The sequence below is a fragment of the Pseudarthrobacter sp. LT1 genome, assembly GCF_035621795.1.
GTDB lineage: Bacteria > Actinomycetota > Actinomycetes > Actinomycetales > Micrococcaceae > Arthrobacter.
Window position 1 is genome coordinate 3637225 of the sequence record NZ_CP141830.1, and the last position, 26957, is coordinate 3664181.

Sequence of the window (26957 nt, forward strand, 5' to 3'; positions counted from 1 at the left end):
ATATTTCGCTTGGATGTATGTCATCAAACAAGGTTTGCTCCTACTCAATGTGCCAAGCATTCATACCCACGTTCCGTGTTGCAGGAAGACAGTGAGAGAGTTTCACTTCGATTGGGAACGCTTTCAGAAAGGTCTATATTTTGGAGCTAAGCGATTATCTGCGCATGGCACGACGGAGCTGGATCACTATCGTCGCGTGCACGATCCTCGGCTTACTCGTTGCTGCGGCCATCTCTCTCTCGATTAAGCCGTCCTACACGGCTCAAACCCGGTTATTCGTGGCTATACAAGGCTCCGGTTCTGTGTCAGAACTCCAACAGGGAAATACGTTCAGCCAGGCGCGTGTTCAGTCATACGCTGAGACTGCGACGACTCCGGCGGTGCTCCAGCCGGCCATAGACAGCTTGGGACTTCAGCTGACCCCCGCGCAATTAGCGGACAAAATCACGGCGAAGACTGACGCGAATACCGTTCTCATCTCCATAGAGGCCGTCGACCCCTCGCCCGTGCAGGCAGCAGCTATTGCCCAGGCGGTCGGTAACAGCCTCATTGCTGTGGTCGAGAACCTGGAAAGCCCCACCCCAGGAGGAAGATCACCGGTAAAACTGTCTGTGGTCACACCTGCAACGGCACCCTCGTCTCCCTCCGGACCCAACACTCGGGTCAACTTGGCCCTTGGGTTGCTTGGTGGATTTGCCCTAGGACTTGCTCTGACCGTCCTCCGGACAACTTTGGATACGAAGGTCCGGGGAGAGTCGGATGTAACTCGACTTTTGAGTGCACCAATACTCGGAGGCATTGTGTTCGATGCTGAGGCTACAAAGAAACCATTACTCACTCAAGCTCGCGCTCAGAGTCCGCGCGCGGAATCTTTCAGACAGATCCGTACAAATCTGCAATTCGCTCACGTAAGCCACGCGTCGAAAGCCGTACTCGTGACCTCCTCGCTCCCAGGTGAAGGGAAGACCACGACCGCAACAAACCTAGCTATTTCCCTCGCTCAAGCGGGTCAGACTGTAGTCCTAGTCGATGCAGACCTTCGTCGCCCCCGCGTCGACGATTACTTGGGCCTTGAGAGGAACGCTGGTCTGACTACGGCACTCGTGGGCAGCGCGGATGTCAACGACCTGCTACAGCACTGGGGTGAAGACGATCTCTATGTATTGACCTCAGGCGTTATTCCTCCCAACCCCAGCGAGCTCTTGGGCTCGGCTGCAATGAAAGATCTCATCACACGGTTGGAACAGGCTTTTGACGCTGTCATTATCGACGCCCCACCGCTACTTCCCGTGACCGACGCAGCGGTTCTAGCCCAACAGGTCGGAGGAGTAGTCCTGGTTGTCGGTTCAAGCAGGGTCAAATCCCCCGATCTAGCAAAGTCCGTGGCTGCCTTGGACATGGTCGAGGCCGATCTCCTCGGAGTTGTTGTGAACCTCTTGCCGGCCAAAGGACCCGATGCTTACTCCTACACCTATTACAGCAACGAGAGCATCCCGAAACGACCGGCAAAGACGTTCTCAAGTGTGAGCAGATCCGTTGACCTCTAAGAAGATTTGCGCAGCAGCTCACGTCGAAGTCGAGCATCTCCGCCGTGGGCAGCATTAGCCGCGTTCACTCATGCCCCGGTTGCTGCTCAATGCCGGCGCTGCATTAGAGGTTGCTGTCAAACACACCTATCCGATTTCTGGAAACTGCAGTCCTCTTTCCGATTGTCTCTATTGCGCCGGTTAGGCTTGGAATATATATCTCTGGACATGAAAGGCAATCAAATTGGGGGTAACCGATGATTGGCGCGCCCGGACCTCTCTCATTTTGAGGTTATCTGACGCTCTTGTGATTGTTTGGGCAGTCATAGGAGCTTATGTTGTGAGGTTCGGCTTGGAACCGGACTTTACAATGATGGGCAGCGAGGCAGCATACGGAATCCTATCTCTAGTTCTCATTCTCGCATGGTGGATCATGCTCGGCGCTTGGAACAGCCGTCAAAGCCAGATCCTTGGTTCCGGCGCGGAGGAATACAAACGCGTCGTGGCAGCCTCTCTTTGGCTTTTCGGCCTGTTAGCGATATTTTCCTATGTCTTGCGTATTGATACGGCTCGAGGATTTGTCGGTTTTGCCCTGCCAGTGGGGCTTCTGGGTCTATTGCTTTCCAGGTGGTTATTTCGTCAACACCTCAACCTCCGGCGCCTCGTTGGTAAAAGTATGTCAAGACTTCTGATAATTGGTGGACCTAGCGCTGTGGCTCATTTGGCGAGCTCCTTGGAGCGTTCAAAAGGCTCCGGCTATCTCCCTGTGGCGGCATATACGCCAGGCCTGCACCCCCTGAGCACCAGTGAACCCGACTCCGGGCTTCCAATACTTGGAAATGACCCGACTTCGGCCTCCATTCTGAACGCCATAGATGAATGCCAAGCGGATGCTGTTGCAGTTTCCGCCGGAGTCCAGCTGCATCCGCAAACACTGAGACATCTCGGTTGGGAGCTGGCGTCTCGAAACCTCGGACTCATCATGGCGCCTGCCTTGACCGATGTGGCCGGGCCAAGAATCCACACGCAGCAAATCGCCGGACTTCCACTTATTCATGTAACGACACCAGCCCTCGAAGGTGGGCAGGGTGTAGCCAAACGTCTATTTGATGTCTTGGCGTCGAGTCTCTTGATAATCATGCTGTCACCACTTTTGGTCCTCATCGCCGTAATCGTCCGCCTCGGCAGCCCCGGACCGATCTTCTTCAAGCAAGAAAGAGTGGGTCTAGGCGGACTTCCTTTCCGCATGATCAAGTTCCGGTCAATGGTTGTCGACGCCGAGGCTTACCTCGACGAACTGAAGCACCAGAATGAAGGGAATGGGGTACTTTTCAAGATCAGGGATGATCCCCGAGTAACGCGCGTCGGACGAATACTGCGCAAGTACAGCCTCGACGAGCTGCCTCAGCTTTTCAATGTGCTCGCTGGATCGATGAGCCTCGTTGGACCCCGTCCTCCTTTACCGCAAGAGGTCGAGGCGTATGAGCATGACGTACGACGCAGGTTACTGGTAAAGCCCGGCCTTACAGGCTTGTGGCAGGTTAGCGGTAGATCTACCCTCTCTTGGCAGGACTCGGTGCGCCTCGATCTCTACTATGTCGAGAACTGGTCACTCGCTGGGGACCTAATCATAATTCTCCGGACCGTCAGGGCCGTTCTCCGTGGGACGGGTGCGTATTGACGGCTGCCGTGACTAATAAGTCTTCCTGAAAGGACGCTGCTCGTATGCCCAATTCCAACAAGGACGCGCGACGCGACCGCCCTCTTCCCTCGGCAAAAAAGTCCCTGCTATTCCGACGGACAATATTGTGGTCAATCCCTGCAGTTGTGCTAGTGATTGCCGCATCCTTGTGGCTCGGGGCCAAAGCACTGACGCTTAGCGAAAACCTATCGACAGCTTCGGCACTTGCCCCCAAGCTGAAGGGCGCCATTCTCGCTAACGATCAGCGCACTGCTGCCGCTACTGTTGGAGATATCGGTGCTCGCACACATGCTGCCCGGGAAGTAGCGGATGACCCCCTTTGGGTAATGGCGACCGCGCTTCCTTGGGTAGGGCCAAATCTTCGTGCTGCCAGCGAGGCCGCCACATCTGCGGACGATGTTGTTCGCTTGGGTGCCGCTCCCATGGTCGATGTTTTGCAAACGCTGGATTGGAGCGCGCTGGCTCCTAATAAGAACGGTGTAGACCTAGTCCCGTTGGCTGACGCCAACCCGAAGATAGCAGCAGCCGCCGAAGCAGTCCGGCAGTCGGCTGACCGCATTGATGGTATAGACGTAGACAAGCTCCTACCCGAGATCAAGAAGCCCTTAGAAGAGGCTCGGACAGAACTAAGGTCTCTCCGACGTGTTGTCGGGGTCGCGGCAGATGCAGCAGCGCTCGCTCCCGACATGATGGGGGCGCAAGCACCACGCAACTACCTGCTAATTATTCAGAACAACGCGGAAGCCAGAGCCTCAGGGGGTATCCCGGGCGCACTTGCCGTCTTGACGCTCGACAAAGGTCGGCTGACGCTCGGTTCACAAAGCAGCGCTGGCGAACTTGGAATAATGTCTCCTCCTTTTCCCGTTGATGCACAGCAGCAGCACATATATTCCACCCGGTTGGGAAAATACATGCAGGACGTAAATCTGACTCCTGATTTCCCCACCGCGGCCGCGACCGCCCAGGCAATGTGGGAGAAGAAAACCGCTCTTCATGTGAATGGTGTGATCTCTATCGATCCGGTGGTACTGAGCTACATCCTTCAAACCACGGGACCGGTGGCAATCAAGGGCCCGGAACTGGATGCTGTCCGAGCTGCCGGCCTGCCTACCGAACTAGACGGCAGCAATGTCGTTTCGACTCTACTTTCTGAGGTCTACGCGAAAATTCCTCAGCCGCAGATGCAGGATTCCTATTTTGCCGGTGTAGCCAAGGAGGTCTTTGCTGCCCTTTCCGATGGAAAGGGCGAAGCGAAGGGACTGATCACAGGAATCACGCGAGGGGCCGAAGAAGGCCGGGTACTGCTCTGGTCTGATGAGCACGCAGAGCAGGAAGTGATTACACGATATTCGATCAGTGGTTCGGTCGCCGGCCCTAGTATTTCCCCTGCTCAATTTGGCGTGTACTTCAATGACGGCACAGGTGCCAAAATGGACTACTACATCAAGCACACTGTCCAGCTAGTGAAAGAATGCCCGCTGAACGGCTACGAACAAACGACCGTGCGAATCACCAGCACGAACACTGCGCCTCCGGAGGCCGGCAAGGCTCTGCCCTCCTACGTCACAGGCGGGGGGGCATACGGCGTTCCCCCTGGTTCCGTCCAAACAAACGTCATCGCCTACGGGCCAGTTCAGGCAAATGTCGAATCTGCAAAGCTAGATGGTCAGCGAACGGAATTTGCGCCCTACATCCACGCAGGTCGCCCCGTCGGCGTCCTCGGGCAACGACTTGCACCAGGCGAAAGCAAGACCATCGAATTCACATTCGACAAAATCGTTCAGCACACAGAACCTAACTTGTTTGTAACCCCCTCCGTGCAGTCGGTCAAGGACGTGACACTGCCCACCGAAAACGCAACTTGCGGGTAGACCGGTAGCCCGGTGCATTAACACTATGTAAACCGATTGGATTGCGATTGCTCACAACCAACGGCAGATGGTAGCGTCTCTTTCGGGATATCTATCCGTAGTTCTGCACAGGGTCTCGTGCAGAGGGGACAATTCCTCACATCGGGTATCAGAAACTAAAACGTCTCCGGGGGGACACACATGAAAAAAACAGTCGCTGCACTCGCACTTGCAGGATCCATAGCACTTATCGGTACCGCGCCCGCGATGGCGGCAACCTACCCGGCACTCCCGCCGCAGGCAGCTGTTTCCGACGGTACCGTCGGGCCGGGTGAAACCTTTATCTTCCGTGGCCAGGGCTTCCTTGCTGGCGAATCACTGACCATCCGGGTCACGCCTGGCCAAGCACCCGCTTCCAATGGGGCCAACATCGCGGGTAGCCGCTCGGTAGCAGGACGTATCAACGTTGTGGCTGAGGCTCAGACCCTAAAGGCGACTGCTGATGCGCAGGGAACGGTATCGCTGCCGATCGCCATCAATGAACCTGGCACTTACAGCGTGACCGCGACTGGAGACACGTCCGGTGTAACGGTTGGTCCTGTCGTGGTCAAGGTCACGCCAGCAGCGCTCGTGGCCAACGGTAATTCCGCGCTTTCTAACAGCGGCTCCAATCTGGCGAACACTGGCGCCGACTCCGGCCTGATCCTCTGGAGCGTCGTCGGCGTTGGCGCGCTGGCAGCAGGTGCAACCTCGGTAATGGTAGTTCGCCGCCGTGCCAAGGCAGAGGCAGCTGCATAACCGCAACATCATATAGCTACTCAAAATGGGTGCTTTTCCGTGAACGGAAAAGCACCCATTTTTTGTGGTATCTATAGGAGCTATGGGGAGACATTGGCGCAAGACACCACGAAAGTTCGACTTGGCGTTTCCATTGCCTCAGCAGCCACAGGCGCTCCGCTACGTCCTTCTCCTGCTGCTTACCGGGTCCGCCACGGTTACCGCCTTTCTCGCCCTCCTACGGACCGTCTAAGGGTGTTCTTGAGGTATCCGCGAAGCCAGCGCGTCAGCCAGATTACTCTCGCAGCCATCATGGTACCGCTTGCTTTCATTGCCTTTTGGCCGACACCTGTCGATCAGCCCGTATCAGGGCAGGTCTCGCAATTACTGAATTTTCTCCGGGACCACGGCATCCCGAGATGGGTTGACTATGACTTCCTGGAAGCCTTAGCGAACGTGGCTCTGTTCCTCCCCATCGGATTCACGGCCGCGCTTGCCTTTCCGGAAAAACGCTGGTGGCAATCAGGCGCTCTCGGGCTGGCAATTTCTGGCTGTATCGAGTTAGGACAGCTGCTTTTTCTGAGGGACCGCTTTGCGAGCCCGTCAGATGTTGTGACAAACACGTCAGGTGCCATCATCGGAGCCTTACTAAGCGCCCTGGCGCTGAAAAAGAGGGGAGGCCCGCTGCCCTACAGGCGCAGACCTCCCCGAAGGCGTTAGCGCCGTAAATTAGCCAACGAAGCTCTTCATCCAAGTCTTGAGGTCCTCGCCGAACTCCACGCGCTCTGAAGCAAGGGTAATCACGGCCTTAAGGTAACTCAGCTTGTCGCCAGTGTCGTAGCGGCGGCCCTTGAACACCACGCCGTACACGCCGGAGCCTTCGCCCTCGCTTGCGGCCAGCGTCTGCAGGGCGTCGGTCAGCTGAATCTCGTTGCCGCGGCCTGGCGCCGTGTTTTCCAAGACACCGAACACGTTGTGGTGCAGCACGTAGCGGCCGATAACAGCGAGGTTGGACGGTGCGTCAGCGACAGCAGGCTTCTCTACAAGGCTGTTGACGCGGACATAGTCCTCGCCTTCAACTACCGAAATATCAGCGCAGCCGTAGGCACTGATCTGCGACGGATCGACCTCGATCAGGGCGATCACAGACCCCCCGGTCTTCTGTTGCACCGCCATCATCGTGCTGAGCAGGTCCTCGGCCTCGTCGATGAGGTCGTCACCCAGGAGCACGGCAAAAGGTTCGTCGCCCACGTGCTGCTGTGCACACAGCACCGCGTGGCCGAGGCCCTTGGCTTCGCCCTGGCGGACATAGTGGATGGGACCCAGATTGGAGGCGTACTCCACCAGGCCGAGCTTGTCTTTATCACCCTTGGCTTCCAGGGCAGCTTCCAAGCCCGGTTCGCGGTCGAAGTGGTCCTCGAGCGCGCGCTTGTTGCGGCCAGTAATCATCAGCAAGTCCGTGAGACCTGCGTCAATCGCTTCCTCCACCACGTACTGGATGGCCGGACGGTCAACCACCGGCAACATTTCCTTCGGCATCGCCTTGGTGGCGGGCAGGAAGCGTGTTCCCAATCCGGCAGCAGGAATGACGGCTTTGGTAATAGCTTTCCCCGTAGTCATAGCTGAACCTTAACAAATTTGGCGGGTTAAACGGCAATTGAAAGCAAAGTCATCTAAGGCCACGAAGGTTGCGCACGAGTCGCGGAAATCCCCGTAGAAAGCGCTTCCACCGGTCACTATGAAGCCTCAGCCTTCCTGTCAAGGACATGTCCGCGTAGATGTTGCCGCTCAAAAAGACCTCTGAACGGGGAAAGAGCGCTCGCCAGAGCAATCGGGCCTTGTCTCGCCAAGGAGCCTGCATGATGGCTATGAACCGTGCACTCCCTGGTTCCTGGGCCCTACCTCGATTGCGCCACTCCAGGGACGGGTCTGGCCACTCTGGCGGAATGTGCTCAGAGAGGAGATCTTCCAGAAAAGGGCGCACAGCAGCGAGGGATCCTGTTGCCATGGCAATTTTCAAGACGGCATCGGCGTACAAGTGCCGGCTCGTGAATCTACTCAAGAACTCAAGCTCCTGCCGACAAGTGGGGTGTCGCGGGGTTCGCAAAGCATGCAACGCTACGACCAGTATTCCGAGCGGTATTGAGGGGACCCGTACCTCCTGCCCAGCGATTTTTATATCCACAGTGTTCGCCCACATCGTCTCAAAGGAGCGTGCCGCCGGTCTATCCATCCCGGGAAAGCGAAAGTGGACGTCTATGCAACAAGGCCAACGAGGATGGCCAATAGTCACGGAGTGTTTGGGGAAGCTCCCGCTCTCAGGTTCGGACGGCCGTTGTTGCCAACCCCTGCCCTCAAGGGCAAGCAGGATGAGTTCGACGTCTGAAGGTGCCACAAAGACATCAACGTCCCCAGAAATCCTCGGTTCACGCAGCCCTTGCAGCACACTCACCGGCCCCTTGATGAAGAAGGCCCGAATACCCAAAGCGTCCACCACGCGCTGGACCATTGCATGGCCGAGGAGCACAGCCTCTGGAAGACTGAGCATCGTTTCATTGGAGTCTTCCGCCATAGCCTCTGCCTAGACCCTAGTCCTGCGGCCACCTGGCAATGGTTCGAGGGCACCGCCAGAAGCTTTTGGTGCCTCGAGGCGATTAAATCTTGTCGCTGAACCGGGTTCAAGCGTGGACGTATAGGTTCCGTAGTAGGAGTAGGCGTCAGTGCCCTTGATGGGAACGTAGTTGAGAACCGCTCCCAGGACCCGACCCTTGACCTTGTCAAGGTTACCCAAGGACTGGTCCAGCTGCTCCTGGGTGGTCCTGCCGGTTCGAATCACGAGGATGGCACCGTCTGCTGCCCGGGAAAGGACGGCAGCATCCGTAACGGGAAGAAGCGGCGGCGCGTCGATCAGGACCACAGCATCCTTGGCCAAGGCATCGAGCATATTCTTCATAGCCCGGGAGCCGAGCAGCTCGCTGGGGTTTGGTGGGATGCGCCCAGATCCCAGGACTGAAAGGTTAGGCAGCGCGCCCCAGGGCTGGAGGACATCAGCAAGCTCGGCGGCCCCAGTAAGCACGTCGGTGACTCCTGCTCCAGGAACAAGGTTGAAGACGTCCACCAGCGTGGGCCGGCGGAGGTCGCCGTCGACCACCACCACGTTTTCACCCGCTGCCGCCATGGTGACTGCCAGGTTGGCCGTGACAGTGGATTTTCCCTCTGCCTGCAGTGAGCTGGTGACGACGATGATCCGCGGCGGCTGGTCCACGTCAAGGAAGCTGAGGTTGGTGCGCAGCTCGCGGAGAGCTTCAGCCATGGCACCGCCGGCATCATGAAGTTGTGCTGCCGTCCCAGCGTCCACAATGGTGCTCCTACCATCCAACCGGTGGTCCACTGGCAAGGTGCCAATCACGGGAACGCCGAACCTTCGCTCGATGTCCGCAGCCTTCCGGATCCGCCGGTCCAAGTGCCGCCGGACCAATGCATAAGCCACACCCAAGGCCAGCCCGACAAGGGCGCCGAGCGCCAGATTGAGCTTGGTGTTGGGCGATGTGGGGGTGGTGGGTAGGACGGCCTTACCCAGGGGGAGGACACGGACAGCCGTTGCTGCACTCTCTGAGGCCCCGGCCTGAGAGAGTGCAGCAACACCTGACGCTGGCTCTGTGGGAGGCGCCGTCTCGATCGCCTCCACCTGGGCGGAGAGGCCGTTGACCCAGGCATCGGCCACCCGCTGGGCAGTTGCAGGATCCTTGGATTGTGCGGTCACCCTGATCTCGGCCGTGTCAACAGGCACCTTGACGCTGATGCTGCCCAGCAGGGCATCGGCAGTCGTCTTCAGGTCCAGGGCTTGAATGACCCGGTCCGCGACAAGCCGGGATTTGGCCACCGACTCATAGTTCTTGACTTTGGCCTTAGCCAGGCTGTCACCGGCCAGGGCCAGGCTCACGTTGTCCGACCCCGGCGTGACAACAATTCCGCTGGAATCGGAGGAGTAGATCTTGGGCTGGAGAACAGTCCATCCGGCGGCCGCCAGGGTGGCCAGCAGGGTGAAGGCGACAATGGCCTTCCAGTAGACCCGGAGGACGTTCAAATAGTCGGCGAGATCCAGGCCCGGAGATGTCTCCGCAGGGGCTGCTGTTGTGCTCAAAGTGCTTCCTTAGACTCAAGTTCTTTCGGGCGGTATGCGGGCCGTTCAGTTGCGGCCGCGGACCAAAATCGACTTTGCGAGGAGCTGCTCCACCGCTCCGGCGACGGCGACGCGGTAACCATCGGGTTGGCCGTGCATCCTACCGACGTGTTTCGTGATCTGCTGCAAATTTGCCGGGCCAGCGCAGGCTTCCCAGATCGCTGGGCCAATGCCGCTCAGGCGCACAACTTCGTCGTCCAACATGGCCAGCAGGTCATCCCCGATGGCCACCGCGTCCCTTAGGGCCCTGCGCTGGACACTGCCGGCTGGAAGGTGCCCTGGTTGAACAGCTTCTCTTACGGCCGGTTCCCACTCTGTCCCTGACGCCGGCTGCAGCCGGAACAAGGGCGCCAGGGCCGCAGGAAGATCGGCGGCCTCCGAATAGGTCACCTGCCACACTCCCCCAACACTTTCGATAAGGCGGCAGAGCGACTGCAGCGGATCCACGACTTCTGCCTGCGAGGACGAGTCTGCGATAAGTGCGAGCACGGCATCGGCCAGCGGTACCTTTTCCAGTACGGGAGCGGTTGCACGTTTCGTCTGGACCCGGTTCAGGAGCACGATGGACTGGATGAAGGGCATAGCCGGGGCGGGCTGAAGTCCGAACTCGTCCGGCCCGACCTGGCGCTTGGGTGAGCCCGCACCCTGCTTTACAGACAGCGGCTTGGGGTAGGGAATCACGGAGCCATCCCAAGCTATGGCGACAGTCTCGTCCGTGACGTAGCCATAGCTTCTGGCGAGCACGGAGGCTGCGGTGGTTTTTCCCGTTCCCGACTTGGCCACCAGCGCCACCGTCGCCCCCGTAGCGGGATCCGCCACCCCGCAGGCGTGGAGCATGGTTAGTTCACCGGCATTGGCCAGGATGGCGGCAACCGTTAGACGGGACGTCAGGGTCTCAGCCAATTCCTCGAACGAGGCTGCCGCAAGCTGGAACCTGCCGTCATCGTGATTAGTGGACGTGCAAGTGACCGACACGGTGAACGGCTCGGCTGACGTGGGTTCGGCCGGCGCCGGCGGCAGAAGCGGCTCGTGGTCGCTGATACAGCGCGCCCAGGCGGAGCTCGTGGCGACCCTCTGCTGCCATGTGACCGCACGGCCCCAGCGGACCACGTAGCGTTGCCCGAGAACATCCAGGCACAGCAGATCACTGCCTCTGGCCAGTTCCTCAAGCAGACGCTGCTGCCACGCCGACCCTGCCATCCCCTCAAGCCCCGTGGACGTCATCCGTTAAAGCCCAGCGCCGGGGTATGCCTCAATCAGGCGCTGCGCTTCGAGGCTGGCCAGGAAGTCTTCCACCTGGGCCTGCATCTGTCCTGACTGATCCTCGAAAGTGGCCTCAAGCTCGGCCAAAATGTCCTGTTCGCTCCGCTGACCGTCGATCAGGTCCCAGATAACCGCAGCAGGCCCCTCCAAAACCACGGGCTGGGTTGCATCAAGGTGCAGCAGGGCGACGCGCGCCCGGGGCTCTGTACAGACTTCTGCGACCAATCCGCCGCGTTTCCAGACCATATTTAGAACTGGATGGTCGGGTTGGGACTGGCGGTGGGCGTCAAGGAGAGTGAACCGCCAGCGTTCGCCGTCAAAACTACCGAGGTAGTCATGACGAAGGAATACGTGACGGCGCTCGGCTTCGGATTCACAGTTTCGTAGTTGTAGAGAATTGTGAAATTTTGAGTCTGCCCGGCAGCAATCGTCCCGGTGTACGAAAAGGACGTTGTAGACGCGTGCTGAGTGAAGGAAACGGCCGCCGAAGTAGTGGCCGGGGACAGCGATTCAACACCGATCCCGACGAGCACGGTACCCACCGGGGTTAATTTGATGGTGACGCTGACAGTGCCGGTAAAAGACGACGTCCCAGTGTTTTTGAGGCTAATAGTTGCGGGAGCGGTCCCCCCATATTTGGTGCCGCCGCCGCCAATCTTGGAGTACTGCGGGGCGGCGCCGTTCACCAAAGCAGCAGTTGCACTGATGGGCGGTGGTGACGCAGCAGCAGCAGGAGCCGCAATGGCGGTGGCGATAACCGGCAGCGACCAGGCCACACCTGCGACGACGCGACGGCGACTAAAGCCGCCTTCTTCTTCTACATCAACCCCAGCGTTTGAAACTTCAGACAATTGTGCCCCCAGAATAGGTTTCCAGCTGCGGCTGCCTTTTGAGACCGGCAGCGCGCTATGGCCGGTGTTGCCCGGCTTCGCCTACTCTCGCGAACACAAATAAAGATTTCTGCAAACGCGTTGCAATTTTTTGTCAAGAATCCTTCAAGGAATCTTGAACTAGCCCTCTACCGGGAGGAACCGGTGAACTTCGGCTCGCGCTTCTCCTGGAACGCCCGGAAACCTTCCGCGTAGTCCTCGGTCTTGCAGAGGCGGGCCTGTTCCTCGTTTTCCTCCTGCATGGCCTGCCACAGGCCCAGGCGCTGGTCACGGATGTGCGCCACCAACTCCTTTGAGGCAACGAAAGCGCCCGTGGCACCGGCAGCCACCCGCGAGACAATCTCCCGCGTCGAGTCCAGCAAAGAATCAGCAGGCATCGCCCGGCTGAACATCCCCTGGGCCACCGCCTCCGCTCCCGAGATCAGGTCCGCGGTGTAGATCAGGTCCAGCGTCCGGTGCATGCCCAGCCGCTCCGTGAAGTACCAGTGCCCGCCCGAGTCCAGCGTGGCCCCCAGCTTGGCGAACGGCGAGCCGAACTTGGCGTTCTCCGCCACGTACACCACGTCCGTGGCCAGCAGCAGCCCCAGCCCCACCCCCAGGCACGCACCCTGTGCCGCCGCGAACGTCGGCGCCGGGAACGCCGCCATCTTCTTCAGCAAAGGTTCCACCAGCCCGCCCAGGTACGCCGCTGCGTCGTCATTCTCCGGGGTGACCCCCGCAATGTCCCGACCCGCGCAGAAGGCCCGGCCCTCTCCCCTCAGCAGCAGCGCCCGCACCTCACCGCGCGAGGCGGCGGCAGCAGCGTCGTCGTACGCCTGTGCTAAATCCCGCAGCGCCTGCTCATCCAGGGAGTTCAGCTTGTGCGGCGCGTCCAGGACGACCTCGGCGATGCCGTTGCTGATGGAAAGCGAAATCATGGGGCTCCTTCTAGTGAACACGGTTTAGACGTCGAAGTCGACCGTGACTTCCTTGCTGGTGGGGTGGCTCTGGCAGGTCAGGACGTAGCCCTTGTCCAGCTCATCCTGCTCCAGCGCGTAGTTCTCGTCCATGGTCACGCTGCCGGTGACCACCTTGGCCCGGCAGGTGCCGCACACTCCCCCGGCGCACGCGAACGGCACGTCCGGGCGCACCCGCAGCGCGGCGTTCAGGATCGACTCGCGGGCGTGGGTGGGGCTGGCCACCTCGCCCTGCAGGCCGTCCAGCTTGAACGTGATCTTGTACGTCTCCTTGGACTCGTCCACCACCACGGGACGGCCGGCCTGACCCTCCGGGCGGTCCGGCTTGCCCGACGTGAACAGCTCGAACCGGACATTCTCCGGCTTCACCCCGCGCTCAGCCAGGGTGTCCCGGCACAGCTGCACCAGCTCGAACGGCCCGCACAGGAACCACTCGTCCACATCGTCAGCGTGCAGGGCGGTGCCCAGCAGCTGCTGGAGCTTCTCGGCGTCGATCCGGCCGGACAGCAGCGGCGCGATCCGCTGCTCGCGGGAGAGCACGTGGTGGATGGCCAGCCGCTGCGGGTACTTGTCCTTCAGGTCCGCCAGTTCCTCCAGGAACATCACGTCCATGGCGGCCTTGTTGGCGTAAATCAGGTCGAACCGGGTGTCCGGGTTGGCGGCCAGCAGGGTCCGGGCGATGGCGATCACCGGGGTGATGCCGGATCCCGCCGCGATGGCCACGAAGTTCCCGGCCTCCCCCGCCAGGTCCTCCGGGTGGTTCATGGAGTTCATGACGTTCTGGTCCACGGCCACACCGTCGCGGCCGTGCTTGGACACGAACGCACCCATGGGGCTCATCACGTCCAGGGTGTCCCCCGCCTTCAACTCGGCGTTGGCCCACGTGGAGAACAGCCCGCCCAGGTCCTTCTTGATGGCCACGCGGATCTCGCTGGTGCCGTCCGCGAAGCTGCGCGGCTCGGCGCAGATGGAGTAGCTGCGGCGGATCTCCTTCGGCTCGCCGCCCTCATCCGGCAGCGTGGTGCGCAGGGCCACGTACTGCCCGGGCAGGTAGTCGAACTTGCCGGCGAGTTCGGCCGGCACATGGAAGCTGACCTCAATGGCATCGTCGGTGAGCCGGCGCACCTCCTTCACCTCAAGGGTGTGGAAGGACGGACGACGGCGGCCGGTCACCTCAGCCTCTTCGGCGGCGGTCTGGCGGACAACAGGCATGGGGGCTTCCTTACAGGACTTTGAAGTAGTCGAACGGTTCCTTGCAGTCCTGGCACACATACAGCGCCTTGCAGGACGTGGAACCGAAGCGGGTGAGTTCCTTGGTGTTGAGGCTGTTGCACTGCGGGCACTTCACGGCCAGGCTCAGCCGGATGGGGCCGGAGTGGCCGCCGGCCCGGGAGTTGCCGCTGGGCGGGGCGATGCCGTACTCCTGCAGCTTCTGCTTGCCGGCCTCGGTCATCCAGTCCGTGGTCCACGCCGGGGCCAGGACCAGGTCCACGTGCACATCCTCGTAGCCTTCCTTCTTAAAGGCGGTGTAGAGATCGTCACGGATGGCGTCCATGGCCGGGCAGCCCGAGTACGTGGGGGTGATGGTAACGGTGACCTCGCTGCCCGCCACGTCCACCTTCCGCAGGATGCCCAGGTCCGCGATGCTCAGCACCGGGATCTCCGGGTCCACCACGGTGGCGGCGATGTCCCAGGCCTTCTGCTCCGGGGTGCGGGTCCGGGATTCGAAATCCGAGATGTACATGGCAGTCACCAGCTGGCCCCAGGATACTCACGGGCCAGCACCTGCATCTCCGCGAGGATGTAGCCCAGGTGCTCCGAGTGCTTGCCGTACCGGCCGCCGCCCGGGGCTGCGGGCACGTCCGGGACCTCCAGCTCAGCTTCGGCCAGGACATCCGCCACCAGGCGGTCAAAGTCTTCCCGCAGACTGGAAGGCGCGACGGCGGCACCCGCCTCAGCGAGGCGCTGCGTCAGGTCATCGTCCTGGAAAAGTTCGTTGACGTACGGCCACATGGTCCGCAGGCCGTGGATCATCCGCTGGCGGGATTCGTCCGTGCCGCCGGCGAGGCGCAAGACCCACTGGGTGCTGTGGTCGCGGTGGTAGTCCACTTCCTTCACGGCCTTCGCTGCGATGGCGGCCAGGGTGGCGTCCGTGGACTCGGTGAGGCGGCGGTAGAGCTCGTACTGGTAGTAGCTCACCACGAACTGGCGGGCGATGGTGGCCGCGAAGTCCCCGTTGGGCTGCTCGAACAGCTGGACACTGCGGAACTCGTGCTCGCGGCGGAAGTAGGCCAGGTCATCCTCGGACTTGGCCGTGCCATCCTCGGTGGGCATGCCGGCGCCGGCGTAGGTGAGGAAGCTGCGGGCGTGGCCCAGCTGGTCCAGGGCGATGTTGCCCAGGGCGATGTCCTCCTCCAGCTCGGGTGCACGGGAGATCCAGTGGCCCAGGCGCTGTGCAAGGATCAGGGCGTCATCGCCCAGGCGGAGGGCGTACTCCGCGACGTCTTCGCTGGGCTTGGCGAGGCCGGTCTTGACCTCGAGCGCGATGTCCTCCGGGCGGAGGGCGTTGCCGGGGGTGATCCGGGTGGCGGAGGCGTTGCTGTCTCCGCCGGCCACGCCGGTGGAGATGTCGCCGTGGCCCGTGGTGGGCGCGTCGGGGGAGCTCACAGGTGCTTCACCCCTTCGCTCTTGGTGTAGTACGTGGCGTGCCGGTAGTCCTTGCCCTGGGGGGACTCGAAGAAGGAGCCCTTGGAGTCGGGGTCGCTGGCGGCGATGGCGTCCGCCGGGACCACCCAGATGGAGACGCCCTCGTTGCGGCGGGTGTAGAGGTCCCGTGCATTCCGGAGGGCCATGGCGGCGTCCGGGGCGTGCAGGGAGCCGGCGTGAACGTGGCTCAGGCCGCGGCTGGACCGGACGAAGACCTCCCAGAGGCCCCACGTGGAGCGGTCGTGGTGGTCCGGTGCCGGGCTGGCCTTGGGGGCTTCGCGGTTGATCTCGGTGGCCGAGCTGGCCGGGGTTTCCGGGTTGCCGTGCGGGCTCATGCTGCGTATTCCTTCGTCTTCTTTGACTGTTTTGCTGCGTAGGCGGCTGCTGCCTCGCGGACCCAGGCGCCGTCGTCGTGCGCTGCCCGCCGGCGCTCAAGGCGCTGGGCGTTGCAGGGACCGCGGCCGGCCAGGACTTCGTGGAACTCGTCCCAGTCCAGGGGCCCGTGCTCCCACTTCCTGGTGTCCTCGTTGAAGCGGATCTGGTCATCGGGGAGGGTGAGGCCCAGGACCTTGACCTGCTCCACCATCATGCCCACGAACCGGCTGCGGAGCTCGTCATTGCTGAACCGCTTGATGTTCCAGGCCATGGACTGCTTGGAGTTGGGGGAATCGTCATCCGGCGGCCCGAACATCATCAGGGCCGGGGCGTACCAGCGGTTCACCGCGTCCTGGGCCATCTGCTTCTGCTCGGGGGTGCCGTTGGAAAGTTCCAGGAGGATCTCGAAGCCCTGGCGCTGGTGGAAGGACTCTTCCTTGCAGACGCGCACCATGGCGCGGCCGTAGGGGCCGTACGAGGCGCGGCACAGCGGGACCTGGTTGCAGATGGCTGCGCCGTCCACCAGCCAGCCGATGGCGCCCATGTCAGCCCAGGTGCGGGCCGGGTAGTTGAAGATGCTGGAGTAGCGGGCCTTGCCGGCGATGAGGTCGTCCATCATCTTGTCCCGGGACTGGCCCAGGGTTTCGGCTGCTGAGTAGAGGTAGAGACCGTGGCCGGCCTCGTCCTGGACCTTGGCCATGAGGATGGCCTTGCGCTTCAGGCTGGGGGCGCGGGAGATCCAGTTGGCCTCGGGCTGCATGCCGATGATCTCGGAGTGCGCGTGCTGGGAGACCTGGCGCAGGAGCGTCTTGCGGTACGCCGCCGGCATCCAGTCGCGGGGCTCGATGCGCGAGTCCTCGGCGATGATCCGGTCGAAGTGGGCCTTGCCTGCGGCGTCCTCTTCCGGGGTTAGCTCAGCCGGCACTGACTGCAAGTTCTGCGCTGCCATGGTTGCTCCTATGCAAAGACCTGTCGGGCGTCTCGGAATTATTTACCGACCGTTCGTTCAGGATATGCGGGAGCGTGCGGAGGCGTCAAGCGTGGCGCCCCCATTTTCTACGCCCCATCACTTCCTGCCCCTTTCTCCCAACGCCCCATCACGTTGCGCACGAAAGGCGCGGACCGACGTCGTACGTTCCCCCACTTCACCCGCAGCCCCCTGCACTGTCGACGCGGATACTCGCCCGCGCCGGCAAATATCGGGTGCGCAAATGAGTCTGCGCAGCGGAAAGATGCTGTGCCTTCGGGGAGTCAGTTTCCCAGGAAGGATGAGCCGGGCCGGGCCCTCAAGCGCCAGACTGCGCGAAAGCCCGGAGCTCCGGGATTATTTCTTCCAGGCCCGCCCCGGGGTCTTGGACAACGTGGCGGCCACAGCCAGGGCACCGGCCACCTGCGCCACACCAAGCACCCGGGTCAGGCCCGGGCGTTCCTTGAACCAGCGCATCAGCGGAGCCCAGGGACCGAACTCCCACCGTGCGCAATGCTCTACCGGGTACAGGGCGGTCAGCACGCCGTCCCCGATCTCCGCCATGACCAGCGACTCCACGACCCGAACGTCCATCAGAATTCCTCCCGAGCCTGGTCCGACCCCGACTGATCGGGCCCTTGGAAACAGTGTGCGGCGGGCAGCCACGGCAGCTTAGGGCTGAAAGCCCCGAATCGGATCAGCCTCGCCGCACTTTCGACGCGGATACTCACCACCGAGGCGGGTATTCCCCTGCGCGGCCCACATATGCGGGGCGAAAAGGAATCTGCGCAGCGGAAATGAGTTTGCGCGTCGCCGGCTCGCACCACGCCCCCACACGTCGGCACACCGCGCGCGAAAGGCGCGGACCGCCGTCGTACGCCCCTGCCCACAGCCAGGAACCCGCACTTCTTAAGGCTTTCTTAAAACCCACCGGGGAGAGTGGAAGTACGGGCCGGACAGCGCCCCACGCCACGCCTCCCCAAGGAAGAAATGCACCGATCAGCCCACGATGACCGCCCGAACCAGTACACCGCGCCCACGGCACCCCCGGCCGTCGGCACCCAGTTCAGGGCACTCCCCCAGCCCCGGCACTGGCTGCCGGTGGGCGTACTGCTGTGCGCCGCCGTCGTGGCGCTGGGCCTTGCCGTGCAACTGGTCCCCGGCGACACAACCGCAGAACTGGGCGTTGACCAAAACCTCAGCCTGCACCACGTTGCCGTGCTGACCGCGGTGGCGATGGGGATCAACCTGCTGTTCGGCCCGGTGGCGGGCCTGCTCCTGATAGCGGCCGCAGCCCTGGCCATCTGGCTGTTCCGGCGCGACCTGGTGACCGCCGTCGCGTTCGGGCTCACCGCGTGCTCGGGCTGGGTGGCGAGCGAGGCCTTCAAGCTCCTGTTCGCCCGGCAGCGGCCCAACCCGGCGCTGCTGTTCGACCCGTTGGCACCGGAAACGGGATCCAACAGCTTCCCCAGCGGGCACGTCAGCTTTGCGGTGGCGCTGGCCTTCGCCCTGTACTTCCTGGCCCGCAGGACCCGGTGGGCAAAGCCGGTTGCCGTGGCCGGGGCCGCCGTGGCGCTGATCGTCGCCTGGTCCAGGCTGTACGTGGGGGTGCATTACCCCACCGACGTCGCGGCCTCCTTCTTCGCCGCGGGCGCCGCCGCCGTCCTGCTCGCCGGGCTCTGGAACCGCTTTGCCCCCGCCCTGCTGGAACGCGTTCCCGCCAGGATCCTCCACCCCTCCCGCCGGGCGTAAGGAGCAATCATGCACAGCCTCCTGACATCCCTGGCAGCGGCTCCGGGCCCGCCGTCGCTGCTTGACCCCGCCGGCCTGCTGGAGGGCTTTGGCCCGGCCGCGCTGGGTGTCATCGCCGCGATGGTGTTCATCGAGTCGGGCGTCCTGTTCCCCTTCCTGCCCGGCGACTCCCTCCTCTTCACCGCCGGACTCCTGCACCAGCAGCTGAACCTGGCACTCCCCTTGCTGATCGGCGTGATCACCGCGGCCGCGATCGGCGGCGACCAGGTGGGGTACCTGCTGGGGCGCAAATTTGGCCGCCGCTGGTTCAAGGACGATGCCCGCATCCTCAAAACCTCCCACCTGACTGTCACAGAAGAGTTCTTCCGCCGCCATGGAGGCGCCGCCGTCATCCTGGCCCGTTTTGTGCCCATGGTGCGGACCTTCGCGCCGGTCACCGCCGGCATTGCCCGCTACGAATACAAGGCGTTCACCGTCTGGAACATGGTGGGTGCCCTGGCCTGGGCGACGTCCGTGACGCTCCTGGGCACGTGGCTGGGACACTACGAAATCATCGCCAAGAACATTGACGTCATCGCCGTGGTGATGGTCCTGGTCTCCGTGGTGCCGTGGATCGTGGAGTATCTGAAGCGCCGGCGGAAGAAGCGGCTGGCCGCCGCGGAACAGCCCGTTGACGAAGGTGTTGAGGCGGCTGCGGAAGAATAGGCGGCATGACAACTGGTGAGGGGCTGGCCCTGCTGCTGGTGGAGGACGATCCCGTCCTGGGTCCGCTGATTGCCGAGCTGCTGGAGCCGGACTTCACCGTCCGGCTCGCGGCGAACGGCCAGGAGGGCCTGCATCTGGGGCTGACGCAGCCGTGGGACGCGATGGTGATCGACCGCGGCCTGCCCGTCATGGACGGGATCAGCCTCATCACCGCCCTGCGGGCCAAGGGCATCGGCACACCCATCCTGATCCTCACCGCACTGGGCGACACCGACGAAAAAGTCCGCGGCCTGGACGCCGGCGCCAACGACTACCTGACAAAACCGTTCGACGGCGGCGAGCTGGCTGCACGCCTGCGCGCACTTACGCGCAGCTACGGTCCGCCCGCGGGACATGGCCCGGCCGCCGGGCAGGTGAGCCTCGGCACCTGGGAATTCCACCCGGCGTCGCGCGCTGTCCGTTCCCTGTACGGCGACACCGTCTCGCTGACCGCAAAGGAAGCCGAGGTGCTGGCCGCGCTGGCGGCCGAGCCGGACCGGGTGTTCACCCGGGACGAACTGCTCGCCGCACACTTCCACGGGACAGACCAGCCCGGTGTGATCGATACCTACGTCCACCACCTGCGCCGCAAGATCGACAGGACCGTGATCCGCACCGTCCACGGCGTCGGCTACCAGATCGGCAACCCCTCATGACTACTTCCGGCACTTCCGGGCCGGGCACCCCGCCTGCTGCCGCCGGCGACCCGGACCGGGACATCCTGCGCCGCGCGTCGCTGAAGGTGGCACTGCGGATCAGCGCCGGGGTTGCCGCGCTGGTGCTCATCCTCCTGGCCGCCGCCACCGCGTTCCTGATGTACAAGCTGGCCCATCCGGTCCTGCCCGCTTCTGAACCCGGGAAACCGTACACCTACCTCGATTCCAGGGACCTGATCGAGGGGATGATCCTTGCCGGCCTTGGAGGCGTGGTGCTGGCCGGTGTGGTGGGGTGGCTCAGTGCGCGCAGCGCCATCCGGCCGCTGGGGGAAGCGCTGGCCCGGCAGCGGCGGTTCGTCCAGGACGCCAGCCACGAACTGCGGACCCCCCTGGCCATCCTTGACACCCGCATCCAGCTGGCCCAGCGCAAAGCCGAACCCGGATCCGAACCGGCGCAGGCCCTGGCGAAGATCCGGGAGGATGCGTCCACGCTGACCGGGATCGTGAACGAGCTGCTCCTGGCGGCGACCGCGGCAGCGCCCGTTCCGGACATGGAGCCGGTGGACGTCGCCCTGGCTGCCGGGTCCGTGGCCGGCAGCCTTCAGGATCTTGCCCGCCAACAGGGCGTCCGGATAACGTTCGACGGCGGCGGGCCGGCTTTGGTGCGGATCGACCCCAGTTCGTTCCGGCGGGCCGTGCTGGCCCTGGCGGACAACGCGCTGGGGCACACGCCAGCGGGCGGAAGCATCACCATCTCCGCCGCGGTTGAGGGTTCCCGTGCGCTGGTCCGGGTTTCCGACACCGGATCCGGGATCAGCGGCGTGGACCCGGACCGGATCTTCGACCGCTTTGTCCGCGCCGGCCGGACCGGCGACGGGCAGGGCCGGCGGAGCTTCGGGATCGGTCTGGCCCTGGTCCGCGAAATTGCCTCCGCGGCAGGCGGCACCGTGAAGGTGGTCCGCACCGGGCCGGACGGAACCACCATGCAGCTGACGCTTCCCCTGGCCCGGGACTGAGCGTCTCCATGCGGCGGCCTGACCCGCTTTTCCGCCATCCTGGCGCGAAAACCCTTGACTCGGCACGCTTGACCCGAGAAGCTGAGCTGCCCCCCTGGCCCGGCACTGAATGGAGCACTGCGATGACGAAGACCCAGGAAACAGGCACCGTGTCCACCGTGCCGTCGCCCGACGGCACCTCCCTCAGCGTCGAGCGGATGGGTACCGGACCCAGCCTGGTCCTGGTGGACGGCGCCTTCTGCGGCCGGAACTTCGGGCCCTCACGTGCGCTGGCGAATGCACTGAAGGATTCCTTCACCGTCTACTTTTACGACCGGCGGGGACGCGGGGACAGCGGCGAGACCATGCCCTACGCCGTCGAACGCGAGATCGAGGACCTCCAGGCGGTACTGGCCGAGGCAGGCGGCAACCCCTACGTGTACGGGATTTCCTCAGGCGCTGCCCTGGCCCTCGAAGCGGCAGCAGCGGGAGTCCCGATGCGCGGGCTGGCCACCTACGAGGCGCCCTACACCGGCGTGCAGGGGCCGGACGGGTCGCCCGGGAGCCACCGCGAGCACCTGGAGGCGCTGCTCAGGGACGGCAAACGCGGCAGCGCCGTGTCCTACTTCCTGGTCAAAATGGTCGGCGCACCGGCCTTCCTCCCCTACGTCCTGCGCCTCATGCCCGGAGTGTGGAAGAAACAGACAGCGGCCGCGAATACCCTGCCCTACGAAACACGGGTGACCAACAACTTCACGGCGCCGGTGGAGAGGCTCCGCACCATAACCGTGCCCACCCTGGTCATGGTGGGCGGGAAGGCCGCCGGCCCCATGGCCCAGGGGCAGAAGACCATCGCCGGCGCCATCCCCGGCAGCGAACACCGCGTCCTCGAGGGCCAAACCCACCAGGTCTCCGCTGCTGCCATCGCCACCCAGCTCAAGGGTTTCTTCGACGGCGGCAAGTAGCCCGCTGGGGCTGTATTGGCTGTGGCGCGGCGGGAACCAACGCCCCATCACTTCCCAAACCTGCGGGCCGGCGTCGTGCGCTGTCGGCCAAAGGCGAGGGCCGGCGTCGTGAACTGCTGTGGACTTCCGACGCGGACCTTCCCGGTGACTCCGGTGTGCACTGACGACGCGCAAATCCGCTGACGACGCGGGCGCACGCCCCGGAATCACGCAGAAATCTGCCTACCGCCGTGGGAGGCCACGGGGCTAGCCTGAACCATGGCCACCGAAGGGCCCGGTCCCGGCCTGCAGCTGCAGGCGGGGCTGCAACCCGAGCTGCGCGCGCTGCCCGGCCTGCTGAGGGCCCTGGGCATGCTGACCATGACGCACGCGGAAGTGCAGCTCGCCACCGAACGGGCCCTTGCCGACAACCCTGTCCTGGAGCGCGCCGAGGGCCATCCGTGCCCCGGGTGCGGCCGGCATGTGGCGTCCGGAACCTGCTTCCGCTGCCGGAGCCAGTCGGATGCTTCGCAGTTTCGCGACGGCCCCGAGCCGGCCGTCAATCCGTTCGCCTCGCTGGAAGCAGACGCAGGCGTTGAAGTCCGGCCGGACTGCCGGCACGCACTGGAACTCGTGCTGGCGCACCTGACCTCCCGCGGACTCCTGGACTGCGAACCGGAGCAGATCGCCCGGCAGCACGGCCTGCGCCCCGACCAGGTGCACGAGGCCCTCCGTGCCGTCCGGGCCGTGGGCCCAGCAGGCATCGCGTCCACCAGCGTGGTGGAACTCCTCGCCATCCAGGCGGAGGCGCTGGTGGATGCCGGCGAGGCTCCGGACTGGCTCCCCCACCTGGTCCGCGCGCACCTGGCGGACCTCGCCGCGGGAAGCACCGCCGTCGTCGTCCGTGCCCTGGGGCTTTCCGAGGAGCAGGTCCTTGCCGGACTGGCCATGGTCAGGGAGCGGCTGCGGCCCTTTGTGGCAGTGGACACCGGCACCGCTGCAGCCGGCGTTCCTACGGCGGACGTCTTCCTGTACCGCCGACCGGACGGGTCCCTGGAAGTGGAGGTTCCCGCGAGCGCCTGGTTTGGCCTCCAGGTAGCGGACCTCTCCGCCGGCCTCCCCGCGGCGTCCGGGGCGAAGCAATGGCTGACGGACCACGAAATCGCTGCCAGGCGCCTCCTATACCAGATCGACCGACGCGCCGGCGCCCTCCTCCGCATCACCGAATGCGCCGTCGCGCACCAGAAGGACTTCCTGGACCACGGCGACGCCGGACGCCACCATCCCCTGACGCGGACCGCCGTCGCCCAGGAAATCGGGCTGCATCCCTCCACGGTGAGCAGGGCCGTGAGCGGCAAGCGGCTGCGGCTGCCCTCCGGAACCGTCACCGACCTGGCATGCCTCTTCGGCAAGGGCCTGGCCGCACGGGCCGCGCTGCAGGAGTACATGACGACGGCGGCGGGCGGCGCTGCCTCCGACGAACAGCTCCGCGCCGAACTGGCCCGCAGCGGGTTCGTCATTGCCCGCCGGACCGTGAACAAGTACCGGCGCTCGCTCCAGCTGGACCCGTAGGCAGGCACCACCCGCAGGCACCGCAGGCAACGGCGAATCCTTTTTCGCGCCGGCGAAATCCGGTTCGGGCCAGGGCTGCCGGCCGCCGCCGTTTCTCCCCCGCTTCCGCCCGTGCCTGAGCCCGCCGGGGTTGGCACGAATTGTGCAGTAAGTGGGTATGCGGTGTTCCGCGGTGGTGCCTCCCAAGGCACCTGCAACTCCGGAAAGGAAATACTCATGCACGACATCGATAGGGCACTGTTCGAAGGCCAGGACGAGGGCACCTGGGGCGAGGTGATGGATGAGGGCCCCGGCTACTCCTACGAGGACGAACAGTCACCCTTCCAGGGCGAAGACGCCAGCGAAGCCGGGGGGCTCTGGGGCGAGACCGACAGCCAGGAAACCGACGAGCTTGCCCTCGCCGCCGAACTGCTCGAAGTCACCGACGAGGACGAGCTTGACCAGTTCCTGGGCGACCTGGCACGGAAGGCAGTCTCGGCCGCCAAGGACTTCGCCGGGAGCGCGGCAGGACAGGCCGTGGGCAAGGTCCTCAAGTCCGCCGCCCGGAAGGCCCTCCCGCAGCTGGGCCAGGCCGTAGGCAACTACTTCGTTCCGGGTGCGGGCGGGCAGGCCGGACGCCAGGTGGGCAAGTGGCTCGGCAGCAAGTTCGAATCCGGACTCCAGCTGGAAGGCCTGTCGCCGGAGGACCGCGACCTGGAAACCGCCCGCGCCTTTGTCCGGTTCGCCACCTCCACCGCCCAGCGCGCCGCGGCCACGCCCAGGAGCGTCCCCGCTGCCCAGGCAGCACAGCAGGCGGCCACCGCCGCAGCCCGGCAGCACCTCCCCGGCCTGCTCGGCCGTCCCGGCCAGAACGGCTCCGGCCAGTCCGGCCGGCCCGCTGCCAGCGGCCGCTGGATCCGCCGCGGCCGCAACATCGTGATCCTCAACGCACGCTAACCCATCCGGCACCACCAACCCGAAGGACATTTGCCATGAGCACCAACTACTACGAGACCGAGTCCGCTGCGCCCTGGGCGCAGGAGGACGAAGACGAAGGAAACTTCAGCGGCTACGAGGGCGGATCCGACCGAGAGGAAAACCTCGAAACCGAGCTGGCCATGGAACTCCTCAGCATCAACTCCGAGGAAGAACTGGACCAGTTCCTGGGCAGCCTGGCCCGCAGCGTGGTGAAGAACGCCTCCCGGTTCATCAAGTCGCCCATCGGCAAGGCCCTGGGCGGCGCCCTCAAATCCGTTGCCAAGACGGCGCTGCCCATTGTGGGAGGTGCCATCGGCTCCTTCGTGGCTCCCGGCGTCGGGACCGCCATTGGCAGCAAGCTTGGCTCCATGGCAGGCGGCCTGCTCGAGGCCGAGGAAGCCGAAGCCATGGACGAATCAGAGGCCGAGGAAGAGGCCGCCCGCCGCTACGTCCGGTTCGCCCGGGCCGCCTACCGCAACGCCGCACGGACCCCCGTGTCCGTCCCGCCCAACGCTGCCGCCCGCGCCGCGGCCACCGCCGCCGCCCGCCGTTACGCCCCGTCCCTGCTCCGCGCCCGCCAGGCAGCCCGGCGCGGGACCCGCAACTACCGCGGCGGCGGCACCCGGATCTACAACACCCAGTACTCCGGTGCCGTGTGGGGCGCCCCGGACGAAGGCTGGGACAGCCAGCAGGACGGCAACGGCAACGGCAATTCCGGGAGCGGCGCCGACGAAGGCCGCTGGATCCGCCGCGACGGCCGCGTCATCCTCCTGGGGATATAACCTGCCGGCGGCTGACGGCAGGCGATCGGGATGGAAACGAACACCATCAGCACCGCGCTCATCGAGAGCGAGGCGGACGGCCTGGTGTCCCGGCTGGACCAGATCAAGCCGTTCGTCATGCAGGAAACCATGGTCCTGGCCGCCGCACTGCCCCGGGACGCCCAGCTGCTGATCGAACGCTTCCTCCACGCCGGACGCCACGAGCTGCGGGTCCAGGTTGCCGAGTTCCTTGACTGGCTGCACGGCGACGGCAGGACCGCCAGTCCCGCCGAACAACAGCGCCGGTTCGTCCTGATCCGCCTCCAGTTCAATGTGGTGCTGGCCCAGTTCGACCTGTTCACCGAGGTGGTCACCCAGCGCAGCGAGCACTCCACGGGGGTCTGGCTGTCCGGGCTGGACATCCTGGCCCAGGACGCCTTGCGGTTGGAAGGAAACCACGACGACGGCGACGCCCGGCTGGTGGTCTACCTCGCCAGGGGTGCGGGTGCTGCCATCCGGCGGGCCAAGACCCGGCTGCCCGGCGGCAAACCGAACCCCGTGGGGATCATCCGGCTGCCCCGGGAGCGGATGGTGGGCAGCGGAATCGCCTCCTCCCTGGCCCACGAGGTGGGACACCAGGGAGCGGCGCAGCTGGACCTGGTGGCGTCCCTCCGCGCGGAACTCGACCGGCGTGCACAGCAGGACCCGGACGGCGGCTGGGGCGTGTGGTCCCTGTGGATCAGCGAGATCGTGGCGGACATGTGGTCCGTTGCCACCGTGGGCATCACCTCCACCGTGGGCCTGCTCGCGGTGGTCAGCCTCCCCCGCTACTTCGTCTTCCGGCCCGGCGGCACCGATCCCCACCCGATGCCCTACCTCCGGGTGCTGATCTCCGCGGCGCTGGGCGACGCGCTCTACCCGCACCCCCAGTGGCGGGGCCTGGCATCCGTGTGGCGGGCCATGTACCCGCCTACCGGGCTGCCGGCGGAACACCTCGCCTGGATCGGCAAGTGCGAGGCCCACATCGGCGACCTGGTCTCCCTGCTCATGAACCACCCCGTCCCGGCGGCAGGCGGCCGGAAACTGGGCACCATCTGGCCCACCCGCGAGCGGCGGCCCGAGCGGCTGCTCCGCCTGCACCAGGCCTGGGGCGGCGACTTCGGCGTCATGGCCCGGCAACGGCCCGCACTGGTGTTCGCGGTCCTGGGCCAGGCCAAAGCCGCCGGCCGCATCACCGCCGAGGAGGAAAGCTCGCAGCTGTCCTCGCTGCTCACCGCATGGGCGGTCCGCAGCAGCCTGGACGACATGGGAGCCCCCGCACCCCTGAGCGGCAGCCCGGCACAACACCTCACCACACCAGCACTAACAACAAGGAGATAGC

At 64.2% G+C, this 26957-nt stretch carries 27 protein-coding genes; 14 read left to right on the forward strand and 13 right to left on the reverse strand.

What is annotated here, in order from left to right; genetic code table 11:
• Positions 1-140: 140 nt before the first annotated feature.
• The 5 genes from VIK36_RS17070 to VIK36_RS17090 all read left to right on the forward strand — a co-directional run bounded on the left by VIK36_RS17070 (position 141) and on the right by VIK36_RS17090 (position 6575).
• Positions 141-1547: a polysaccharide biosynthesis tyrosine autokinase gene (locus tag VIK36_RS17070; protein WP_324642869.1), complete on the forward strand. Its 1407-nt coding sequence runs from the start codon at positions 141-143 to the stop codon at positions 1545-1547.
• 223 nt (positions 1548-1770) lie between these two features.
• Positions 1771-3207 carry a sugar transferase gene (locus tag VIK36_RS17075; protein WP_420716221.1) on the forward strand — a complete coding sequence of 479 codons (1437 nt, stop codon included), beginning with the start codon at positions 1771-1773 and terminating at the stop codon, positions 3205-3207.
• A gap of 152 nt (positions 3208-3359) precedes the next feature.
• Complete coding sequence (locus VIK36_RS17080) at positions 3360-5099, forward strand: DUF4012 domain-containing protein (RefSeq protein ID WP_255173076.1); 1740 nt, start codon at positions 3360-3362, stop codon at positions 5097-5099.
• A 180-nt stretch (positions 5100-5279) separates the two neighbouring features.
• A complete protein-coding gene (locus VIK36_RS17085; protein ID WP_255173077.1) occupies positions 5280-5876 on the forward strand; it encodes an LPXTG cell wall anchor domain-containing protein in 597 nt (198 codons plus the stop codon).
• A 291-nt stretch (positions 5877-6167) separates the two neighbouring features.
• The gene (locus VIK36_RS17090) at positions 6168-6575 is read left to right on the forward strand and encodes a VanZ family protein (RefSeq protein WP_255173078.1); all 408 of its coding nucleotides are present in this window, start codon (positions 6168-6170) and stop codon (positions 6573-6575) included.
• A gap of 9 nt (positions 6576-6584) precedes the next feature.
• Here VIK36_RS17090 and galU read toward each other — a convergent pair whose 3' ends face one another.
• From galU to VIK36_RS17155, 13 genes are all read right to left on the reverse strand, one after another.
• Positions 6585-7475 carry a UTP--glucose-1-phosphate uridylyltransferase GalU gene (gene galU / locus VIK36_RS17095; RefSeq protein WP_255173079.1) on the reverse strand — a complete coding sequence of 297 codons (891 nt, stop codon included), beginning with the start codon at positions 7473-7475 and terminating at the stop codon, positions 6585-6587.
• Positions 7476-7524: 49 nt separating this feature from the next.
• A complete protein-coding gene (locus VIK36_RS17100) occupies positions 7525-8427 on the reverse strand; it encodes a nucleotidyltransferase family protein (protein WP_324642870.1) in 903 nt (300 codons plus the stop codon).
• A gap of 9 nt (positions 8428-8436) precedes the next feature.
• On the reverse strand, positions 8437-9999 hold the full coding sequence (locus tag VIK36_RS17105) for a polysaccharide biosynthesis tyrosine autokinase (protein ID WP_324642871.1): 1563 nt from the start codon (positions 9997-9999) through the stop codon (positions 8437-8439).
• 45 nt (positions 10000-10044) lie between these two features.
• A complete protein-coding gene (locus VIK36_RS17110) occupies positions 10045-11262 on the reverse strand; it encodes a hypothetical protein (protein WP_324642872.1) in 1218 nt (405 codons plus the stop codon).
• A 3-nt stretch (positions 11263-11265) separates the two neighbouring features.
• Positions 11266-11547: a PqqD family protein gene (locus tag VIK36_RS17115; protein ID WP_324642873.1), complete on the reverse strand. Its 282-nt coding sequence runs from the start codon at positions 11545-11547 to the stop codon at positions 11266-11268.
• Between the two features lie 2 nt (positions 11548-11549).
• Entirely contained in the window at positions 11550-12152 is a 603-nt protein-coding gene (locus tag VIK36_RS17120; RefSeq protein ID WP_324642874.1) for a hypothetical protein, read from the reverse strand.
• 167 nt (positions 12153-12319) lie between these two features.
• Positions 12320-13108, reverse strand: a complete 789-nt coding sequence (locus VIK36_RS17125; RefSeq protein ID WP_324642875.1) for an enoyl-CoA hydratase/isomerase family protein — start codon at positions 13106-13108, stop codon at positions 12320-12322.
• 24 nt (positions 13109-13132) lie between these two features.
• Positions 13133-14359, reverse strand: a complete 1227-nt coding sequence (gene paaE / locus VIK36_RS17130) for a 1,2-phenylacetyl-CoA epoxidase subunit PaaE (protein ID WP_324642876.1) — start codon at positions 14357-14359, stop codon at positions 13133-13135.
• 10 nt (positions 14360-14369) lie between these two features.
• A complete protein-coding gene (gene paaD / locus VIK36_RS17135) occupies positions 14370-14891 on the reverse strand; it encodes a 1,2-phenylacetyl-CoA epoxidase subunit PaaD (RefSeq protein ID WP_324645305.1) in 522 nt (173 codons plus the stop codon).
• A 5-nt stretch (positions 14892-14896) separates the two neighbouring features.
• Positions 14897-15814 carry a 1,2-phenylacetyl-CoA epoxidase subunit PaaC gene (paaC, locus tag VIK36_RS17140; protein WP_324642877.1) on the reverse strand — a complete coding sequence of 306 codons (918 nt, stop codon included), beginning with the start codon at positions 15812-15814 and terminating at the stop codon, positions 14897-14899.
• Positions 15811-16188, reverse strand: a complete 378-nt coding sequence (paaB, locus tag VIK36_RS17145; RefSeq protein WP_255173088.1) for a 1,2-phenylacetyl-CoA epoxidase subunit PaaB — start codon at positions 16186-16188, stop codon at positions 15811-15813. Before paaB ends, paaC begins: the two co-directional genes overlap by 4 nt.
• Entirely contained in the window at positions 16185-17177 is a 993-nt protein-coding gene (gene paaA / locus VIK36_RS17150; RefSeq protein ID WP_324642878.1) for a 1,2-phenylacetyl-CoA epoxidase subunit PaaA, read from the reverse strand. The genes paaB and paaA overlap by 4 nt, the downstream gene beginning before the upstream one ends.
• Positions 17178-17552: 375 nt before the next feature.
• The gene (locus VIK36_RS17155) at positions 17553-17789 is read right to left on the reverse strand and encodes a hypothetical protein (RefSeq protein WP_324642880.1); all 237 of its coding nucleotides are present in this window, start codon (positions 17787-17789) and stop codon (positions 17553-17555) included.
• Between the two features lie 396 nt (positions 17790-18185).
• Here VIK36_RS17155 and VIK36_RS17160 point away from each other — a divergent pair, with 396 nt between their 5' ends.
• The 9 genes from VIK36_RS17160 (at position 18186) to VIK36_RS17200 (ending at position 26956) form a co-directional block, all read left to right on the forward strand.
• On the forward strand, positions 18186-18947 hold the full coding sequence (locus VIK36_RS17160) for a phosphatase PAP2 family protein (RefSeq protein WP_324642881.1): 762 nt from the start codon (positions 18186-18188) through the stop codon (positions 18945-18947).
• A 9-nt stretch (positions 18948-18956) separates the two neighbouring features.
• Positions 18957-19652: a DedA family protein gene (locus tag VIK36_RS17165; protein WP_324642882.1), complete on the forward strand. Its 696-nt coding sequence runs from the start codon at positions 18957-18959 to the stop codon at positions 19650-19652.
• A gap of 5 nt (positions 19653-19657) precedes the next feature.
• Positions 19658-20347: a response regulator transcription factor gene (locus VIK36_RS17170; RefSeq protein WP_324642883.1), complete on the forward strand. Its 690-nt coding sequence runs from the start codon at positions 19658-19660 to the stop codon at positions 20345-20347.
• Entirely contained in the window at positions 20344-21363 is a 1020-nt protein-coding gene (locus VIK36_RS17175; protein WP_324642884.1) for a HAMP domain-containing sensor histidine kinase, read from the forward strand. The genes VIK36_RS17170 and VIK36_RS17175 overlap by 4 nt, the downstream gene beginning before the upstream one ends.
• A gap of 122 nt (positions 21364-21485) precedes the next feature.
• Positions 21486-22307, forward strand: coding sequence for an alpha/beta hydrolase (locus tag VIK36_RS17180; RefSeq protein WP_324642885.1), 822 nt, complete (start codon positions 21486-21488; stop codon positions 22305-22307).
• A gap of 258 nt (positions 22308-22565) precedes the next feature.
• A complete protein-coding gene (locus tag VIK36_RS17185; protein ID WP_324642886.1) occupies positions 22566-23858 on the forward strand; it encodes a hypothetical protein in 1293 nt (430 codons plus the stop codon).
• 216 nt (positions 23859-24074) lie between these two features.
• Positions 24075-24794 carry a hypothetical protein gene (locus VIK36_RS17190; protein WP_324642887.1) on the forward strand — a complete coding sequence of 240 codons (720 nt, stop codon included), beginning with the start codon at positions 24075-24077 and terminating at the stop codon, positions 24792-24794.
• Positions 24795-24829: 35 nt separating this feature from the next.
• Positions 24830-25597, forward strand: a complete 768-nt coding sequence (locus VIK36_RS17195) for a hypothetical protein (RefSeq protein WP_324642888.1) — start codon at positions 24830-24832, stop codon at positions 25595-25597.
• A gap of 30 nt (positions 25598-25627) precedes the next feature.
• Entirely contained in the window at positions 25628-26956 is a 1329-nt protein-coding gene (locus tag VIK36_RS17200; RefSeq protein WP_324642889.1) for a hypothetical protein, read from the forward strand.
• The last annotated feature ends 1 nt before the right edge of the window (position 26957 follow it).